Below are 16,828 nucleotides of genomic sequence, written 5' to 3'. Positions count from 1 at the left end.
GTTCCATTTAAAAAGGGTCCATGATAAGCATGAACCCTTTTTACACCAGCCACCGGATCGGTCAACCGATCCTTAAACGATCGGCATTAGGCAATGTCCGGCTCTTTTATACCCGCAGTTCCTCAATAGGCTGTGGTTTACCTATCAAATACCCCTGCAAATAATCGACGCCCATTTTGTACAGCAGCGCCCTTTGTTCCTCGGTTTCAACAAACTCTGCCACCAGGGTCAGATTTTTCACCCTTGCCAGGTCGCAGATAGATTTGACGATCATCTCATCTACCGGGTCAGTGAGTATATCCCGCACAAAACAGCCATCGATTTTAACGATATCCGCTTCCAGCCGTTTCAGGCGTTCGTAGTTCGCGTAGCCAGTACCGAAATCATCAATCGCGATTTGGCACCCGTATTCCTGAAGGCGGCGAATATTCAACACGCTGATTTCCGAACCGGAAAATGCCTGCTGCTCGGTTATCTCAATCGTCACAAGCTTCGGCGAAATGTCATATTGGCTGAACAGATCCAGAATTTTATTGGCGCTCTCTTTTTGCATCAGAGTGAACGGCATCAGATTCACCGAGAAACGCTCACCGGGTAACGTTTTCATCTCCCGGAATAATGTCTCTACCACCAGCAGGTCAAAACGCTTGCTGAGGTTGAATTGGGCGATAACCGGGATGAATTGATCAGGTGTGATAATCTCGCCATCCCAGACCATCCTGGCGAGGATCTCGTGATAACGGTCACCGGACTGGCTGACTATTGGCTGGGCATACAGCCGCACCTCTCCTTCTGTCAGCGCCTTTTTCACCCGGTTGAGCTGCATTACGCGCTCGGTCGTATTGTCAGACACCGTCGCCAGGCTGTTATCGAGCGCCAGGACGCGCCGGGCACCGCAGGCCTGCTCTGAAAGCCAGCTCAACTGCCCCAGCGTATGGTGCAGCGCCTCGCCCTCACCTTCTATCACGCCCCATGCGGCACCGAATTCCAAATCCACAGCATCGCCCTGCCAGCAGAATGGCTGACTATTAAGGTAATCAACCATATACGCCAACCGCGCCGCCGATTCCGAGCCGTGCAGCACCAGCAGCAGTTCGCTGCCCGGCAGCTGGAAAAGCTTCTCCTCCGGGCCAAGCAACGGTTGCAGGCTACGCGTGACCATCCGCTTGCAGTGAACGCGCATCATCATGCCGTAATGGCGGCTTAAAAATTCCAGATTATCCATGCGCAGACAGCACACGCTGACCTGAGGGTATTGCTCCAGATAGTTTTCGAACGCCCGCAGATTGGGTAAACCGGTCAGCGGATCCTGCCAGGCCTGATTATGCCATTTAAGCCTGATCGCATTACTCCGCGCCTGAAGGTTGCCCATGTACAGCAGACAAATAGTGATGGAAATCAGCACCGACAGCACAAATGCCAGCGCGAAGGCGTTGCTGACACCCTGTAAGAAATTGCGGTTATACGCCACGAGGAAAAAAGCGCTGACGCCCCACATCAGACTCATGAGGGGGTAGCTAAAACGATTGATAACAATAAAAAACAGAATAAAAATCAGCGGCACCAGGTAACCGGCAATGTAACTCGACTGAAACGGCGCGCAAAGCAGGATTAATAAAACCGCCACCGCCAGCAGCCAGTTCACGGTGAACAGCCATCTGCCCTTGGCAAATACGGGCACAATATGACGCAGCCAGAAACGGCGAGCATAACGAGGATTAAGCCCCATCCGGAGCAGGTAATAACATGGCAAGGTGAAAATCAGCGCCGCACAAATCAGGCTCTGGATATCCACAATGCTGTAGAGCACCGATCCTGCGTCGAAAAAGCCAGAAACTGAAACCGGGAAATGAAAACAGTGCCCGACCAGATACATCGTGCCCTTCAGCATCAGCGGGGCAAAAAAACCCGCCCAAAAAATTCTCGCGCCCATATGACGATTGGACAATCCGAAGCGCCAGCGCTTACCCAACGTCCAGCGGAGAATGCCGCATGCCAGCACCGGGGCAAACAGCTGGCAAAACAGCAGCATCGCAGACTGAAGCACCGGGAGCGGCTGCATCCACGCATTGGTCAACGTAAAGGCAATCAGCAGCGGCAGGATGGCCTGACGGCCTAACAGGAGCAACATCGCCAGGGTAACGCTCAACGGCAGCCAGGCCAGATAGATGGCATTACCATCAATCACGGTTGCAGGAGAGAGAAAACGAGCAAAAGGAATGGAGAAAAGGCTAAAGGTTAGTGCCAGCAGAAAGAGTTTGGCTGAGGCATTTATTTTCGACTTCATTATGATTGGAGGAACGTTCCGGCTGAGCACATGATGGCAACAGGGAAATATTATGTTTATTAATTGAGCGAAGCAAGTTCCCGAGAGAGAAAAGTCGCAGTGTTTATAAGGTATTTAACAAACTGTAACGCATTGGCGTAAATAAGAGGCTTATTTACAAAATTGTGGGCCTGGAAAAGCAAAAACCCCCGCCGAAGCGAGGGTCTGAATTTTGGTGGAGCTAAGCGGGATCGAACCGCTGACCTCTTGCATGCCATGCAAGCGCTCTCCCAGCTGAGCTATAGCCCCACAATGTTACATCCTGTAACGTTACTTCACGTACCAAATCTGATGGGAGCAGAATTTGGTGGAGCTAAGCGGGATCGAACCGCTGACCTCTTGCATGCCATGCAAGCGCTCTCCCAGCTGAGCTATAGCCCCGTTACGTAAAGCGTGTCGTGTTGACGGGCGGCATAATATGAATTCCCTTGCCAGGTGTCAACGGCAAAATGTTCTCCCTTCTTTCAATCGATGAAAAAGCACACAACCAAATGAGATTGCGAGCGTTCTCGCAATCAGTAGTTAAACGCATCACGTTTTCAACTAAAAGGATGCTATAACATGAACCACTAATTCCCACACTGGCACTCAGGATATAGCATGCTCAAGGAACGAATGACGCCGGAGGAGCTCGCCGATCTGACCGGATATAGCCGACAAACCATCAATAAATGGGTACGTAAAGAGGGATGGCAAACCTCACCTCGTCCAGGTGTTCAGGGCGGCAAAGCGCGCCTGGTACACGTCAACGACGAGGTTCGCGAATTTATCCGCAGCGCCCAGCGCGCGGCAGATGTTCCCGCCCACAATCCTCATTCCCTCGATGACAGTTTTGATTCACTGCTGCTGTCGCTGGCCAAAGAAATGTCCGATCACGAACAGAAGCAGCTGACCAGTCTGCTTCTGCGCGAAGGCATCACCGGTTTGCTCCACCGGTTGGGTATCCGGACGCAAGAATCCGTATGAAAATACTCCATAGCAAAATGACCACGCAGGAACTGGCGAACTGCGTTGGGATGGCTAAACAGACGATCAATCGCTGGATCCGGGAACAACACTGGATAACCGAACCGATTCCCGGCGTTAAAGGGGGGCGCGCCCGGCTGATTCATATCACGCCGGAGGTGAGAGATTTTTTATCCTCAACGCCCAAACTTCGCCATCTCTCGCTGACGTTGCAGGCAGCGGAAAACGAGTTTCCTTATCACGCTCAGGATAGCTGCCCGGTGTGGCGGCAAATTCAGGATGTGTTAGCGATGATGACGGATGAAGAGAAGCAGCGTTTGCACGTTTTGCTGGTGCGTGAAGGATTGAGTGGTTTTCTCCAGCGGCTCAAGATAGCCGACGAAAGCGCATAAAGAAACGGCAGGCATAAGCCTGCCGTTTCTTATTCGAGCCAGTTATTGCTGATTTTCACGTTCTGCAATAAATGCCAGCGCTTTGTTGATGCGCGCAACGCTGCGGCTTTTGCCAATTGCGTGGACCGTGACATCCAGGCCCGGTGACTGACCGGCGCCGGTAACGGCCACACGCAGTGGCATCCCAACTTTACCCATACCGACTTCCAGCTCATCTGCCGTCGCCTGAATGGCGTGATGGACATTTTCTGCCGTCCAGTCGGTGATGGTGTTCAGTTTGTCGCGAACCACTTCCAGCGGCTGACGCGCAACCGGACGCAGGTGTTTTTTCGCCGCGTCGGCATCGAACTCATCAAACTCTTCATAGAAGTAACGGCAGCTCGCCGCCATTTCTTTCAGGGTCTTACACCGCTCACCCAGCAGTTTCACCAGCTCAGACAGCTGCGGGCCATTGCGGGTGTCGATATTTTCCTGCTCGATGTGCCACTGCAGATGCGTCGCCACATATTCAGGTGCCAGAGTATTAATGTAATGATGGTTCAGCCACTGCAGTTTTTCAGTGTTGAACGCACTCGCGGATTTGCTCACCGCATTCAGGGAGAACAGCGAGATCATCTCTTCACGGGTGAAGATTTCCTGGTCACCGCTGGACCAACCCAGGCGCACCAGGTAGTTCAGCAATGCTTCCGGCAGGTAGCCATCATCACGATACTGCATCACGCTGACCGCACCATGACGCTTAGACAGCTTTTTACCGTCGTCACCGTTGATCATAGAAACGTGGGCATACACCGGCACCGGTGCATTCAGCGCTTTCAGGATGTTGATCTGACGCGGGGTGTTGTTGATATGGTCTTCACCACGGATAACGTGGGTGATTTCCATATCCCAGTCGTCGACGACAACGCAGAAGTTGTAGGTCGGGGAGCCATCGGTACGACGGATGATCAGGTCGTCGAGTTCCTGATTACTGAATTCAATCGGGCCACGGATCTGGTCGTCAAAAATAACGGAACCGTCCTGCGGGTTGGCGAAACGCACAACGCATGGCTCATCAGCGGCATGATGTTCATGACCATGGCGGCAACGGCCGTCATAGCGCGGCTTCTCGCCGTTCGCCATTTGCTCTTCACGTAAAGCTTCGAGACGTTCTTTTGAGCAGTAACATTTATACGCCGTACCGGCCACCAACATGTCGTCAATCACCGCGTTATAGCGATCGAAACGTTTTGTCTGGAAGTAAGGGCCTTCATCCCACTCCAGGCTCAGCCAGTTCATGCCATCCATAATTGCTTCGATGGCTTCTGGCGTTGAGCGCTCAAGATCGGTGTCTTCAATACGCAGCACGAACTCACCGCCGTGGTTGCGAGCAAACAGCCAGGAATAAAGAGCAGTACGAGCACCGCCGACGTGCAGATAGCCGGTTGGGCTAGGCGCGAAGCGAGTTTTGATTTTCATGAAATGGCCTTACGTTTAGGTAGTTGCCGACAGCCGGCAAATCCTCAATAAAAATTATCGGGATATTCTATCACTACCGCCTGAATCCTCAATGTCGATCCCTGCGAATCGCTGCGCTTAGCCGATTTTGTTTATAAATCATGCATCACGGAATGATTTGCGATCGTTTTGTTTAATTTTACGACGAACGAATAAAATCTTTAGAAAAGGCGTTGACTCATTTTCAACTCTCCCTATAATGCGACTCCACACAGCGGGGGTGATTAGCTCAGCTGGGAGAGCACCTCCCTTACAAGGAGGGGGTCGGCGGTTCGAACCCGTCATCACCCACCACTACTTAACGTAGTCTCCGCCGTGTAAAGCAGTAAAAGTAAGAAATTGAGAAGTGGGTGATTAGCTCAGCTGGGAGAGCACCTCCCTTACAAGGAGGGGGTCGGCGGTTCGATCCCGTCATCACCCACCACTTTCTCACCAGCGAAATTTCTTACAGTGAAGTACCGAAGTGGGTGATTAGCTCAGCTGGGAGAGCACCTCCCTTACAAGGAGGGGGTCGGCGGTTCGATCCCGTCATCACCCACCACTTCGGGTCGTTAGCTCAGTTGGTAGAGCAGTTGACTTTTAATCAATTGGTCGCAGGTTCGAATCCTGCACGACCCACCAATGTAGAAAGGCGCCCTAAAGGCGCCTTTTTGCTATGCGTCATTCGTCAGGATGAGAACCTGCTGCAGGTTCGAGCCGAACGAAGTGAGACCACGGAGCCGCTTGCGGCGACGACCCGAAGGGCGAGCGAAGCGAGTCATCCTGCACCTCTCTCCAGACCTCCCCTCTCATTTCTTTTTCCTCAAGCCCAACGCTATTCTGCCGATAACACTGTTTTCCGTATTGAAAGGAACGCACGATGACGGCAATTTCTTTACCCTCTTCCTCTGCCCCTGGCCTGCAAACAACGACCAGTTCTGCGACACCGCAGGGCAACGACATTTCATCGCAGATGACCCGCATTACTCAGCAAATCACCAAACTGACGCAGCAACTGAAAACCATTGCTGACGGTAGCGGCGATGCTGAAGAGAAACAGAAACAAGCGGAGATGATTCAGGAGCAAATTACGATGCTCGAAGCGCAACTGGCTCAGCTCCAGCGCCAGCAGGCCGAGAAAGAACAGGCCCAGCAGACATCTGCTCCGCCGACGACCGGGGTTAATCATCCCTCTGACGACCATCAAATTGATATTTACGTCTGATAGAGCGCGTCGTGAGCGCGGGCGGCGGTAAGCGCCTGCGCCTGCTGGCCCACCACGTCCCATAAGGCCTGAGCGGCGGTGGAAAGCGAGCGGTTTTTACGACGTGCCAGCATCAACTGACGTTCGACCACCGGCGTCAGCCGCTTCACCATCAGCTGGCTTCCCTGCGGTAACGGCAGCGCCAGCGCCGGCAAAATGCTGATCCCAATTCCGGCTTCGACCATCGGGAATAAGGTCGCCGGATGGCCTATCTCCTGCACAATCTCGGCGGTGATTGCGTGATGCATCAGCGCGGCATCAATCAACGGGCGACTCCCCGAGGCATAATCCTGCAACACCAAACGCGTGCCCTGCAATTCTTGCCAACTGACGCTCGGTAGGCTGGCAAAAAGATGATCGGTTCGGCACAACACAAAGAATGGCTCCGACAGCACTGGCTCACATTGCAGATCACCGACCGCACCAGGGTCGATAACAATACCGAAATCCACTTCCCCCTGACGAATACTCTCCAGCACCCACTGCTGCGGGCGATCGTGCAGGACAAAATCAATCTCCGGGTAGCGCTGATTACTGGCGGCGATACACTGCGGAATAAGATGCGCTGAAATGGTCTGGCTGGCGGCCACGCGCACAGTGCCGGTCAGCTGTTGGCCGACGCGCCCGGCTTCACGCAGAGTGCTGTTCAGTTCGTCAAGCAGACGCTCGAGCCGGGCTGCAAGCTGCTGCCCCGCTTCGGTCAACACAACTTCGCGGGTAGTGCGGTCCAGTAACTTCACACCGGTTTGATGCTCCAGCTCTTTCACGCTATGACTTACCGCCGACTGGCTAAGGCCAATCATCTCCCCTGCCCGACTAAAGCTTTTAGCCTGGGCGACGGTAATAAAGACTTTCAGCTGACGCAGGGAATAATTCATCTGTTAAATTCATCAATGGATGCAATAAATCAATTTTATTTCTCAAAGCAGAATAAGCACAATAGCGACATCGACTTTCAGGAGCGTTTATGAAACTTTTCCGCATTCTCGACCCCTTTACGCTGACGCTGATCTGCGTTGTGTTGCTGGCTTCGCTGTTCCCTGCCCGCGGCGGCTTTGTCCCGTTTTTTGAAGGCCTGACCACCGCCGCCATTGCGCTGCTGTTCTTTATGCACGGCGCGAAGCTTTCTCGTGAAGCCATTATCGCCGGGGGGAGCCACTGGCGATTGCACCTGTGGGTAATGTGCAGCACCTTCGTGCTGTTCCCGGTTCTGGGGGTATTGTTCGCCCGATGGGCTCCGGTTGACGTCGATCCCGCGTTGTACAATGGATTCCTGTATCTGTGCATTCTGCCCGCCACCGTGCAATCGGCCATTGCCTTCACGTCGATGGCGGGTGGGAACGTCGCGGCCGCAGTGTGCTCGGCATCGGCGTCAAGCCTGTTGGGGATCTTCGTTTCGCCGCTGCTGGTCGGTCTGCTGATGAATCTGCACGGCGCTGAAGGTAGTCTGGAACAGGTCGGTAAAATTATGCTGCAACTGTTGCTGCCATTCGTGCTGGGTCATTTATCGCGTCCGTGGACCGCAGCCTGGGTGACGCGCAATAAGAAATGGATCAGCAAAACCGACCAGACATCCATTCTGCTGGTGGTCTATTCGGCGTTCAGTGAAGCCGTGGTGAACGGTATCTGGCACAAAGTCGGCCTGGGTTCATTGCTGTTTATCGTGGTGGTGAGCATTGTGCTGCTGGCGATTGTTATCGTGGTAAACACGGTAGTCGCGCGCAAGTGCGGCTTCAATAAAGCGGATGAGATTACGATTGTCTTCTGCGGCTCGAAAAAGAGTCTCGCCAACGGTATCCCGATGGCCAACATTCTTTTCCCAACGGCCATGATTGGCATGATGGTACTGCCGCTGATGATCTTCCACCAAATCCAGCTGATGGTGTGTGCGGTGCTGGCGCGTCGCTACAAGCGCCAGACCGAACAACTTCAGGCAAAAAATGCCGTTGATGAGGCGAAAGCTTAACGACTGCGCTTCAGGGGCTGCACCAGATGGGTCAGCCCCTCCGTTTTAATCAGCAGCGTGATGGCCATCAATTCCCCGAGACGCCCGGCAGGAAATTCATCCTTACGGGCAAACCACAGTAGATACTCCTCGGGCACATCAATTAACATCCGGCCTTTGTACTTACCAAACGGCATTTCGGTATTGGCAATTTCAATCAGTTGCTCTTTTTCCACGTCAGACTCCTAACAGGCGCAGCATTTCAGCTTCGTCGATAACCTCAATGCCCAGCTCCTGCGCTTTCGCAAGCTTCGAACCCGCCGCTTCACCCGCTATTACCAGGTCGGTTTTCTTCGATACGCTGCCCGCCACTTTCGCGCCCAGCGCAATCAGCTGCGCTTTGGCGTCGTCACGTGACATTTGGCTCAGGCTGCCGGTCAGCACCACGGTTTTACCGGCAAACGGGCTGTCTATCTCTTCGGCGTTTATAATCACCGGCGCAGGCCAGTGTACGCCTTCGTTTTGCAACTGCTGAATCACATCGCGGTTGCTGTCTTCGGCAAAGAAGTTGAAGACGTGCGTCGCGACCACAATGCCGACATCCGGCACTTTTTGCAGATCGTCAACGGAGGCGGCAATCAGCGCATCCAGGGTGCCGAAATGGGCTGCCAGTCCGGCGGCTGTTGCCTCACCCACTTCGCGAATGCCAAGCGCATACAGGAAGCGGGCAAAGGTGGTTTCTTTCGCTTTTTCGAGCGCATTCACCACATTTTGTGCCGACTTTGGCCCCATCCGGTCGAGTCCGGTCAACTTGCCCGCCGTCAAGCGGAACAGATCTGCCGGGGTGTGGACGTACTCTTTCTCCACCAGCTGATCGATGATTTTGTCACCCATCCCGTCAACGTCCAGTGCCCGACGGGAAACGAAGTGTTTCAGGGCTTCTTTACGCTGTGCGCCACAAATCAGACCGCCGGTACAGCGCGTGACCACTTCACCTTCCACGCGTTCCACGTCTGACCCGCAAACTGGACACTGGGCCGGGAACTCAACGGGGCGAGTGTCAGCCGGGCGTTCAGACAGCACCACGTTCACCACCTGCGGGATAACATCCCCGGCACGGCGAATCACCACTTTGTCACCAATTCGCAGGCCAAGGCGTTCAATCTCATCGGCGTTATGCAAGGTGGCATTGCTTACCAGCACACCCGCTACCTGCACCGGCTCGAGGCGTGCGACAGGGGTGATCGCCCCGGTGCGTCCTACCTGGAACTCGACATCGCGCACAAAGGTCATTTGTTCCTGCGCGGGGAATTTAAACGCCACCGCCCAGCGCGGGGCACGCGCCACAAAGCCCAGTTGTTCCTGCAACGCCAGCGAGTCAACCTTCACTACTACCCCGTCGATATCAAACCCGAGCGTCGGGCGGTCTTCTTCCACCTTGTGATAGTAAGCGAGTACTTCCTCTGGCGAGCTGCACAGCTTCACCCGATTGCTGACTGGCAGCCCCCAGGCTTTGAACTGCTGCAGACGCCCCAAATGGCTGCCCGGCAGTTCCCCGCCTTCCAGCACACCCACCCCGTAACAGAAGAAAGTGAGCGGTCGCTTCGCGGTCACGCGCGGATCGAGCTGGCGCAGCGATCCCGCCGCCGCGTTACGCGGGTTAGCAAACAGTTTGCCACCGGTACGACGCGCCTCTTCGTTGATTTTCTCGAAGCCCGCCTGTGGGAGAAACACCTCGCCACGCACTTCCAGACGAGCCGGAATATTGTCGCCGCGCAGCTTCAGCGGGATGGCGCGAATGGTCCGCACGTTGGCGGTAATATCTTCGCCGGTGGTGCCGTCGCCACGCGTCGCGGCCTGAATCAGCACGCCGTTCTCATAGAGAATGCTGACCGCGAGACCATCGAGCTTTAGTTCACAGCAATAGGTCAGGGCATCGGTACTTTTGAGGCGATCCTGCACGCGCTTGTTGAAGGCAACAAAGCTCTCTTCATCAAACACGTTATCGAGCGACAGCATCGGCACTTCATGACGAATCTGGCTAAACGACGCCAGCGGTGCGGCACCGACACGCTGCGTAGGGGAATCCGGGGTAATCAGTTCTGGATGTTGTTGTTCAAGTTCGCGCAGTTCGCGCATCAAGCGGTCATATTCCGCGTCCGGCACTTCCGGCGCATCCATGACATGGTAGAGGTATTCGTGATGGCGAAGCGTGGTTCGCAGTTCAGTCAGTTGTTGTTCGATTGGTTCCATATCCCACCATCAATGATAAAAAACCCCCGACAGGCGGGGGTTCAGGAAGGGTGTGATACGCCGGGCGGTTACGCGTTGGCGTCTTTCACTTCGCGGATGCGGGCCTGGTACTCACGTACCTTTTGCGGGGTGATCATCCGGCGCTGGTCATCGAGCACCACGCCGCCCACTTCGTCCGCAATAAACTGCGCTGATTGCAGCATCAGTTTGAAGTTCTGCAGTTCGTCACCGTAGGACGGCACCTGCATGAAGATGGTCACGCCAGGCGTTTGCATATCGGCCATGTTTTCCGGATCGAATGTGCCAGGCTTCACCATATTGGCGAGGCTGAACAACGCCGGGCCACCACCACCAGGATTCAGATGGCGATGGTAAATATTCATATCACCGAACACAAAACCGGTTTGCTCTACGCTGTTACGCAGCAGTTCGCCGTTAATCTGCGACCCTTGATGCGCAGCAACGCTCAGAACGATCACCGTTTCTTTGCGCTCCTGCTTCACCGGCTGCGGTTCTGGCTGCGGTTCAGCCACAGGTTGCTGAGGCTGTGCAACTGGCTGCGGGGCAACAGGTTGCGGCGCTGTTGCGGCAGGCTGATGCGGCTGGGGTGCTGGTTGTGCGGCCTGAGGCTGTACCGGCTGCTGATACTGCGGCGCGACAGGTTGCTGTGGGGCCACAGGCTGCTGTTCAGGTGCCTGGTGAACCGGTGCCTGATGTGCGGGCTGCGGCTGGTGCACCGGAGGCTGTTGCGGCTGAGGCTGAGGCTGAGAATGACGCACAGGCTCCTCCTGGCGAACAGGCGGTTGCACCTGACGCTCATACGGCGGCTGGTACTGGTGCTGCGGCGCCTGACGGGCAGCATCGTGCTCCCCGACATTCACATTTTGGGCAGGGTTAGCCCGGTGAACACGAACTTCACCTACGCCTTCAACCTCGTCATCGAAGTCGTCATCCGACTCATCGTCGTTACGCGATTTCATGCGTTTCATTGGGCGATCGCGGAACATCGAAGAACGTTCTTTGCGGCTGGTCCAGAAACCGTGAACCAGCAATGCGATTATGGCGATCGCGCCAACAATGATTAATATCAGACGCAAATCCTGCATCATTATATTCTCTGTTGTTCTAACACCTTGCCACCACGGCAAACATTTACTCACTAAGAGTATTTGCCGATTACGTCAAGTGCAAGTGCGTACCAGGAAATCGGAGCATAAAGATGAACCAAATCGTGCTTTTTGCTGTTTTTTCGAACATTTCTTAACTGGATCTCGTTCAGCATGTCGATAATATACTCGCGCAACGACCTGGACTTTATTAAAAGGAGCATCACCTGACCATGGTTTCCTCATCTTCTCCCCGCAGTGGGGCTTACTACTTTTCTCAGGGCTGGAAGCTGATAAGCCTGCCGGGGATACGTCGTTATGTCTTCCTGCCGCTTCTGGTGAATATCATCCTGATGGGTGGCGCATTCTGGTGGCTGTTCAGCGAACTCGGCGGCTGGATCCCCGCGCTGATGAGTCACGTTCCCGACTGGCTGCAATGGCTGAGCTACTTGCTGTGGCCTATTGTGGTGATTTCAGTACTGCTGGTGTTCGGCTATTTCTTCTCGACCGTCACCAACTGGATTGCCGCGCCATTCAGCGGTCTGCTGGCGGAACAGCTCGAAGCCCGATTAACCGGGGCGACACCGCCCGATACCGGTATGCTGGGCGTCATGAAAGACGTGCCGCGCATAATGAAACGTGAATGGCAGAAGCTGGCGTGGTATTTACCGCGCGCCCTCGTTTTGCTGATGCTCTATTTCATTCCGGGTATCGGCCAGACCATTGCGCCGGTGCTGTGGTTCCTGTTCAGCGCGTGGATGATGGCGATTCAGTATTGTGATTATCCATTCGATAACCATAAGGTGCCGTTCAAAACCATGCGTGAAGCGCTGCGCGCCCGTAAAGCCACCAATATGCAGTTTGGCGCGTTAACCAGCCTGTTTACGATGATCCCGGTACTCAACCTGGTGATTCTGCCGGTCGCCATTTGTGGCGCAACCGCCATGTGGGTCGACTGCTATCGCGACAAGCATGCCGTCTGGAAGTGACTGTCTTCTGTATAAAAAGGTAAAAATGGGGTGGTGAATACCGCCCCTTATTCCATACTGGTAACCGTTATTTCACATCAGAATAACCATATGCGAAAACTTTACTTCCGCATCAGGACCATCCGCGTATGCTGGTGTCGTTCCCAAATTTCATACAGTTAAGGACGGGCTATGAGTAAGATTTTTGAAGATAACTCGCTGACAATCGGTCATACGCCGCTGGTTCGTCTGAACCGAATCGGTAATGGACGCATCCTCGCGAAGGTGGAATCACGCAACCCGAGCTTCAGCGTCAAATGCCGTATCGGTGCCAACATGATTTGGGATGCCGAAAAACGTGGTGTGCTGAAACCGGGTATCGAACTGGTTGAACCGACCAGTGGTAACACCGGGATAGCGCTCGCCTATGTGGCTGCCGCGCGGGGCTACAAGCTGACGCTGACCATGCCAGAAACCATGAGTATTGAACGTCGCAAACTGCTGAAAGCGCTGGGCGCGAATCTGGTGCTGACCGAAGGCGCGAAAGGCATGAAAGGTGCTATTCAGAAAGCCGAAGAAATTGTGGCGGACAACCCGGAAAAATTCCTGCTGCTGCAGCAGTTCAGCAACCCGGCCAACCCGGAAATCCACGAGAAAACCACAGGCCCGGAAATCTGGGAAGACACTGACGGTCAGGTTGACGTGTTTATCGCGGGCGTCGGCACCGGTGGGACCCTCACCGGGGTGTCTCGCTATATTAAAGGTACAAAAGGCAAAACCGACTTGATTAGCGTCGCGGTTGAACCGACCGACTCCCCGGTCATCACCCAGGCACTGGCAGGCGATGAAATCAAACCTGGCCCACATAAAATCCAGGGTATCGGCGCGGGCTTCATCCCAGGCAACCTCGACCTGAAGCTTATCGACAAAGTGGTGACTATCACCAACGAAGAAGCCATCTCCACCGCACGTCGTCTGATGGAAGAAGAAGGTATTCTGGCCGGGATTTCGTCAGGCGCAGCCGTTGCTGCCGCGCTGAAACTGCAGGAAGATGAAACCTTTACCAATAAGAATATTGTGGTTATCCTACCGTCGTCGGGTGAGCGTTACTTGAGCACTGCGTTGTTTGCCGATCTCTTCACTGAGAAAGAATTGCAACAGTAATGCCAAATGTAAAAAGTTGACCAAAAAAGCACCCGGCAGGGTGCTTTTTTGTGGCACAGGTCATACTTTTGGTCCACCTGGCATTGCTTCCCCCCGTCGGGTCTGGTATTTAACCGTCATATTTATTTTGAAGCGCGAAATTATTCATTTGAGCATTTACGCTGGCTGAATCGATTTTATGATTTGGTTCAAATCTTGCTTTCGCGGCATAATGTTTAATGACGAGCTAAACGTCATCGGCCAGAAGTGCCTGCCAGGATTGCGTCAGACCTTCTGTTTCGCTTTCGTATCCGCCGGCGCTAATCAATCCAGGCTAAAGTGTAGCCGCCAGGCTAGACTTTAGTTCCACAACACTAAACCTATAAGTTGGGGAAATATAATGTTCCAGCAAGAAGTTACCATTACCGCTCCGAACGGTCTGCATACCCGCCCTGCCGCTCAGTTTGTTAAAGAAGCTAAAGGCTTCGCTTCTGAGATCACAGTAACCTCCAACGGCAAAAGCGCCAGCGCTAAAAGCCTGTTCAAACTGCAGACTTTGGGTCTGACTCAGGGCACCGTGGTGACCATTTCTGCTGAAGGCGAAGACGAGCAGAAAGCAGTTGAACATCTGGTTAAGCTGATGGCTGAACTCGAGTAAGTTCACGAGTTCTTTTTAAAATCAGTCACAAGTAAGGTAGGGTTATGATTTCAGGCATTTTAGCATCCCCGGGTATCGCTTTCGGCAAAGCATTGCTGCTGAAAGAAGATGAAATTGTCATCGACCGGAAGAAAATTTCTGCCGACAGCGTCGACCAGGAAGTTGAACGCTTTCTGAGTGGTCGCGCGAAGGCGTCCGCACAGCTGGAAGCAATCAAAACGAAAGCTGGCGAAACGTTCGGCGAAGAAAAAGAAGCCATCTTCGAAGGCCACATCATGTTGCTGGAAGATGAGGAGCTGGAGCAGGAAATCATAGCCCTGATTAAAGATAAGCACATGACTGCTGATGCAGCAGCCAATGAGATTATCGAAGGTCAGGCGACTGCTCTGGAAGAACTGGACGACGAATACCTGAAAGAACGTGCAGCTGACGTACGTGATATCGGTAAACGCCTGATGCGCAACATTTTGGGTCTGGCTATCATCGACCTGAGCGCTATTCAGGACGAAGTTATCCTGGTTGCCAAAGACCTGACACCGTCCGAAACCGCACAGCTGAACCTGAACAAGGTGCTGGGTTTCATCACTGACATCGGTGGCCGTACCTCCCACACCTCTATCATGGCCCGTTCCCTTGAACTGCCAGCGATCGTGGGCACCGGTAGCGTGACTTCCGAAGTTAAAAACGACGACTATCTGATCCTCGATGCGGTTAACAACAAAGTTTACGTTAACCCGACTAACGAAGAGATCGACGCCCTGCGTAAGATTCAGACCCAGGTTGCGGAAGAGAAAGCCGAACTGGCAAAACTGAAAGACCTGCCAGCGATTACTCTCGACGGTCATCAGGTAGAAGTCTGTGCCAACATCGGTACCGTGCGTGATATCGACGGTGCAGAGCGCAATGGCGCTGAAGGTGTCGGCCTGTATCGTACAGAATTCCTGTTCATGGACCGTGATGCGCTGCCAACTGAAGAAGAACAGTTTGCCGCATACAAAGCCGTTGCTGAAGCCTGTGGCTCTCAGGCGGTTATTGTCCGTACCATGGACATCGGTGGCGACAAAGAGCTGCCGTACATGAACTTCCCGAAAGAAGAGAACCCGTTCCTGGGCTGGCGCGCAGTGCGTATCGCCATGGATCGCAAAGAGATCCTGCGTGACCAGGTTCGCGCCATCCTGCGTGCTTCCGCTTTCGGTAAGCTGCGCATCATGTTCCCGATGATCATCTCTGTTGAAGAAGTGCGTGCACTCAAGAAAGAGATCGAAATCTACAAGCAGGAACTGCGTGACGAAGGTAAAGCGTTTGACGAATCAATCGAAGTGGGCGTGATGGTGGAAACACCGGCTGCGGCAACGATTGCGCGTCATTTAGCCAAAGAAGTTGACTTCTTTAGTATCGGAACCAATGATTTAACGCAGTATACCCTGGCAGTTGACCGTGGTAATGATATGATCTCGCATCTCTACCAGCCGATGTCACCGTCTGTTCTCACCCTGATCAAGCAAGTTATTGATGCTTCTCATGCTGAAGGCAAGTGGACTGGCATGTGTGGTGAGCTTGCAGGCGATGAACGTGCTACACTTCTGTTGCTGGGTATGGGTCTGGACGAATTCTCTATGAGTGCCATTTCCATCCCGCGCATTAAGAAGATTATCCGTAACACGAACTTCGAAGATGCGAAGGTTTTAGCAGAGCAGGCTCTTGCTCAACCGACAACGGACGAGTTAATGACGCTGGTTAACAAGTTCATTGAAGAAAAAACAATCTGCTAATCCACGAGATGCGGCCCAAATTACTGCTTAGGAGAAGATCATGGGTTTGTTCGATAAACTGAAATCTCTGGTTTCTGATGATAAGAAAGACACCGGAACTATTGAGATTGTTGCTCCGCTCTCTGGCGAGATCGTCAACATCGAAGACGTGCCGGATGTTGTTTTTGCTGAGAAAATCGTGGGCGATGGCATTGCTATCAAACCGACCGGCAACAAAATGGTTGCGCCGGTAGACGGTACCATCGGTAAAATCTTTGAAACCAACCACGCGTTCTCAATCGAGTCCGACAGTGGCATTGAGCTGTTCGTTCACTTCGGTATCGATACCGTTGAACTGAAAGGTGAAGGTTTCAAACGTATTGCGGAAGAAGGCCAGCGCGTTAAAGTTGGCGATCCGGTGATCGAGTTCGATCTGGCCCTGCTGGAAGAGAAAGCCAAGTCTACCCTGACTCCGGTTGTTATCTCCAACATGGACGAGATCAAAGAGCTGATCAAACTGTCCGGTAGCGTGACCGTTGGTGAAACTCCGGTTATCCGCATCAAGAAGTAATTGATGCCG

At 53.5% G+C, this 16,828-nt stretch carries 15 protein-coding genes, 6 tRNA genes and 1 other RNA gene; 14 read left to right on the top strand and 8 right to left on the bottom strand.

Features of this window, described 5'->3' with window-relative positions; genetic code table 11:
- Positions 1-106 precede the first annotated feature (106 nt).
- The 3 genes from ACG0Z5_RS19505 to ACG0Z5_RS19495 form a co-directional block, all read right to left on the bottom strand.
- The gene (locus ACG0Z5_RS19505; protein ID WP_394450332.1) at positions 107-2,287 is read right to left on the bottom strand and encodes an EAL domain-containing protein; all 2,181 of its coding nucleotides are present in this window, start codon (positions 2,285-2,287) and stop codon (positions 107-109) included.
- 212 nt (positions 2,288-2,499) lie between these two features.
- Positions 2,500-2,575 (bottom strand) — tRNA-Ala (locus tag ACG0Z5_RS19500).
- A 56-nt stretch (positions 2,576-2,631) separates the two neighbouring features.
- Positions 2,632-2,707, bottom strand: a tRNA-Ala gene (locus ACG0Z5_RS19495).
- A gap of 219 nt (positions 2,708-2,926) precedes the next feature.
- Here ACG0Z5_RS19495 and ACG0Z5_RS19490 point away from each other — a divergent pair.
- On the top strand, positions 2,927-3,292 hold the full coding sequence (locus ACG0Z5_RS19490; RefSeq protein WP_319626560.1) for a YfeC-like transcriptional regulator: 366 nt from the start codon (positions 2,927-2,929) through the stop codon (positions 3,290-3,292).
- Positions 3,289-3,684, top strand: coding sequence for a YfeC-like transcriptional regulator (locus ACG0Z5_RS19485; RefSeq protein ID WP_394450330.1), 396 nt, complete (start codon positions 3,289-3,291; stop codon positions 3,682-3,684). The genes ACG0Z5_RS19490 and ACG0Z5_RS19485 overlap by 4 nt, the downstream gene beginning before the upstream one ends.
- A 42-nt stretch (positions 3,685-3,726) precedes the next feature.
- On the opposite strand, the gene gltX is transcribed toward ACG0Z5_RS19485, so the two are convergent.
- Positions 3,727-5,142 carry a glutamate--tRNA ligase gene (gene gltX, locus ACG0Z5_RS19480; protein ID WP_319785822.1) on the bottom strand — a complete coding sequence of 472 codons (1,416 nt, stop codon included), beginning with the start codon at positions 5,140-5,142 and terminating at the stop codon, positions 3,727-3,729.
- A 257-nt stretch (positions 5,143-5,399) separates the two neighbouring features.
- Between gltX and ACG0Z5_RS19475 the strand changes: the two genes are divergently transcribed.
- The 6 genes from ACG0Z5_RS19475 (at position 5,400) to ACG0Z5_RS19450 (ending at position 6,385) form a co-directional block, all read left to right on the top strand.
- Positions 5,400-5,475, top strand: a tRNA-Val gene (locus ACG0Z5_RS19475).
- A gap of 54 nt (positions 5,476-5,529) precedes the next feature.
- Positions 5,530-5,605: transfer RNA gene (locus ACG0Z5_RS19470), tRNA-Val, on the top strand.
- Between the two features lie 41 nt (positions 5,606-5,646).
- Positions 5,647-5,722 (top strand) — tRNA-Val (locus ACG0Z5_RS19465).
- A gap of 4 nt (positions 5,723-5,726) precedes the next feature.
- Positions 5,727-5,802 (top strand) — tRNA-Lys (locus ACG0Z5_RS19460).
- A 31-nt stretch (positions 5,803-5,833) separates the two neighbouring features.
- Positions 5,834-5,958: non-coding RNA, RtT sRNA (locus tag ACG0Z5_RS19455), on the top strand.
- Positions 5,959-6,040: 82 nt separating this feature from the next.
- Positions 6,041-6,385 carry a FlxA-like family protein gene (locus ACG0Z5_RS19450; protein WP_394450329.1) on the top strand — a complete coding sequence of 115 codons (345 nt, stop codon included), beginning with the start codon at positions 6,041-6,043 and terminating at the stop codon, positions 6,383-6,385.
- Here the strand turns inward: ACG0Z5_RS19450 and ACG0Z5_RS19445 are convergent.
- On the bottom strand, positions 6,376-7,302 hold the full coding sequence (locus ACG0Z5_RS19445; protein WP_394450327.1) for a LysR family transcriptional regulator: 927 nt from the start codon (positions 7,300-7,302) through the stop codon (positions 6,376-6,378). The two genes, ACG0Z5_RS19450 and ACG0Z5_RS19445, sit on opposite strands and share 10 nt — an antisense overlap.
- Before the next feature lie 89 nt (positions 7,303-7,391).
- Between ACG0Z5_RS19445 and ACG0Z5_RS19440 the strand changes: the two genes are divergently transcribed.
- Positions 7,392-8,390, top strand: a complete 999-nt coding sequence (locus tag ACG0Z5_RS19440) for a bile acid:sodium symporter family protein (protein ID WP_394450326.1) — start codon at positions 7,392-7,394, stop codon at positions 8,388-8,390.
- Here the strand turns inward: ACG0Z5_RS19440 and ACG0Z5_RS19435 are convergent.
- The 3 genes from ACG0Z5_RS19435 to zipA form a co-directional block, all read right to left on the bottom strand.
- On the bottom strand, positions 8,387-8,605 hold the full coding sequence (locus ACG0Z5_RS19435; RefSeq protein WP_125353576.1) for a DUF3820 family protein: 219 nt from the start codon (positions 8,603-8,605) through the stop codon (positions 8,387-8,389). The genes ACG0Z5_RS19440 and ACG0Z5_RS19435 overlap by 4 nt on opposite strands.
- Position 8,606: 1 nt before the next feature.
- Positions 8,607-10,622: an NAD-dependent DNA ligase LigA gene (gene ligA / locus ACG0Z5_RS19430; RefSeq protein WP_394450324.1), complete on the bottom strand. Its 2,016-nt coding sequence runs from the start codon at positions 10,620-10,622 to the stop codon at positions 8,607-8,609.
- Between the two features lie 68 nt (positions 10,623-10,690).
- Entirely contained in the window at positions 10,691-11,731 is a 1,041-nt protein-coding gene (gene zipA / locus ACG0Z5_RS19425) for a cell division protein ZipA (protein WP_394450322.1), read from the bottom strand.
- Positions 11,732-11,961: 230 nt separating this feature from the next.
- Here zipA and cysZ point away from each other — a divergent pair, with 230 nt between their 5' ends.
- The 5 genes from cysZ to crr all read left to right on the top strand — a co-directional run bounded on the left by cysZ (position 11,962) and on the right by crr (position 16,819).
- Positions 11,962-12,717, top strand: a complete 756-nt coding sequence (gene cysZ / locus ACG0Z5_RS19420) for a sulfate transporter CysZ (RefSeq protein WP_394450320.1) — start codon at positions 11,962-11,964, stop codon at positions 12,715-12,717.
- Between the two features lie 171 nt (positions 12,718-12,888).
- A complete protein-coding gene (gene cysK, locus ACG0Z5_RS19415) occupies positions 12,889-13,860 on the top strand; it encodes a cysteine synthase A (protein ID WP_319628075.1) in 972 nt (323 codons plus the stop codon).
- Between the two features lie 379 nt (positions 13,861-14,239).
- Positions 14,240-14,497, top strand: a complete 258-nt coding sequence (ptsH, locus tag ACG0Z5_RS19410) for a phosphocarrier protein Hpr (RefSeq protein WP_004960145.1) — start codon at positions 14,240-14,242, stop codon at positions 14,495-14,497.
- A 44-nt stretch (positions 14,498-14,541) separates the two neighbouring features.
- The gene (gene ptsI / locus ACG0Z5_RS19405; protein ID WP_319628074.1) at positions 14,542-16,269 is read left to right on the top strand and encodes a phosphoenolpyruvate-protein phosphotransferase PtsI; all 1,728 of its coding nucleotides are present in this window, start codon (positions 14,542-14,544) and stop codon (positions 16,267-16,269) included.
- A gap of 40 nt (positions 16,270-16,309) precedes the next feature.
- Positions 16,310-16,819 (top strand): PTS glucose transporter subunit IIA, encoded by a 510-nt coding sequence (gene crr / locus ACG0Z5_RS19400; protein WP_110509079.1) that lies wholly within the window; start codon positions 16,310-16,312, stop codon positions 16,817-16,819.
- Positions 16,820-16,828 lie beyond the last annotated feature (9 nt).

Origin of the sequence: Scandinavium sp. M-37, from assembly GCF_043558715.1 — a bacterium.
GTDB classification, from domain to species: Bacteria; Pseudomonadota; Gammaproteobacteria; order Enterobacterales; family Enterobacteriaceae; genus Scandinavium; species Scandinavium vulneris_A.
This window is presented reverse-complemented; position numbering and strand designations above follow the sequence as displayed.

What these genes read in the sequence shown, in the direction of transcription:
- cysZ (WP_394450320.1), top strand. Translation starts at nt 11,962, where the DNA reads ATGGTTTCCTCATCTTCTCCCCGCAGTGGGGCTTACTACTTTTCTCAG.
- ACG0Z5_RS19445 (WP_394450327.1), bottom strand. Translation starts at nt 7,302, where the DNA reads ATGAATTATTCCCTGCGTCAGCTGAAAGTCTTTATTACCGTCGCCCAG.
- zipA (WP_394450322.1), bottom strand. Translation starts at nt 11,731, where the DNA reads ATGATGCAGGATTTGCGTCTGATATTAATCATTGTTGGCGCGATCGCC.
- ligA (WP_394450324.1), bottom strand. Translation starts at nt 10,622, where the DNA reads ATGGAACCAATCGAACAACAACTGACTGAACTGCGAACCACGCTTCGC.
- ACG0Z5_RS19450 (WP_394450329.1), top strand. Translation starts at nt 6,041, where the DNA reads ATGACGGCAATTTCTTTACCCTCTTCCTCTGCCCCTGGCCTGCAAACA.
- ptsI (WP_319628074.1), top strand. Translation starts at nt 14,542, where the DNA reads ATGATTTCAGGCATTTTAGCATCCCCGGGTATCGCTTTCGGCAAAGCA.
- crr (WP_110509079.1), top strand. Translation starts at nt 16,310, where the DNA reads ATGGGTTTGTTCGATAAACTGAAATCTCTGGTTTCTGATGATAAGAAA.
- ptsH (WP_004960145.1), top strand. Translation starts at nt 14,240, where the DNA reads ATGTTCCAGCAAGAAGTTACCATTACCGCTCCGAACGGTCTGCATACC.
- ACG0Z5_RS19490 (WP_319626560.1), top strand. Translation starts at nt 2,927, where the DNA reads ATGCTCAAGGAACGAATGACGCCGGAGGAGCTCGCCGATCTGACCGGA.
- ACG0Z5_RS19505 (WP_394450332.1), bottom strand. Translation starts at nt 2,287, where the DNA reads ATGAAGTCGAAAATAAATGCCTCAGCCAAACTCTTTCTGCTGGCACTA.
- cysK (WP_319628075.1), top strand. Translation starts at nt 12,889, where the DNA reads ATGAGTAAGATTTTTGAAGATAACTCGCTGACAATCGGTCATACGCCG.
- ACG0Z5_RS19485 (WP_394450330.1), top strand. Translation starts at nt 3,289, where the DNA reads ATGAAAATACTCCATAGCAAAATGACCACGCAGGAACTGGCGAACTGC.
- gltX (WP_319785822.1), bottom strand. Translation starts at nt 5,142, where the DNA reads ATGAAAATCAAAACTCGCTTCGCGCCTAGCCCAACCGGCTATCTGCAC.
- ACG0Z5_RS19440 (WP_394450326.1), top strand. Translation starts at nt 7,392, where the DNA reads ATGAAACTTTTCCGCATTCTCGACCCCTTTACGCTGACGCTGATCTGC.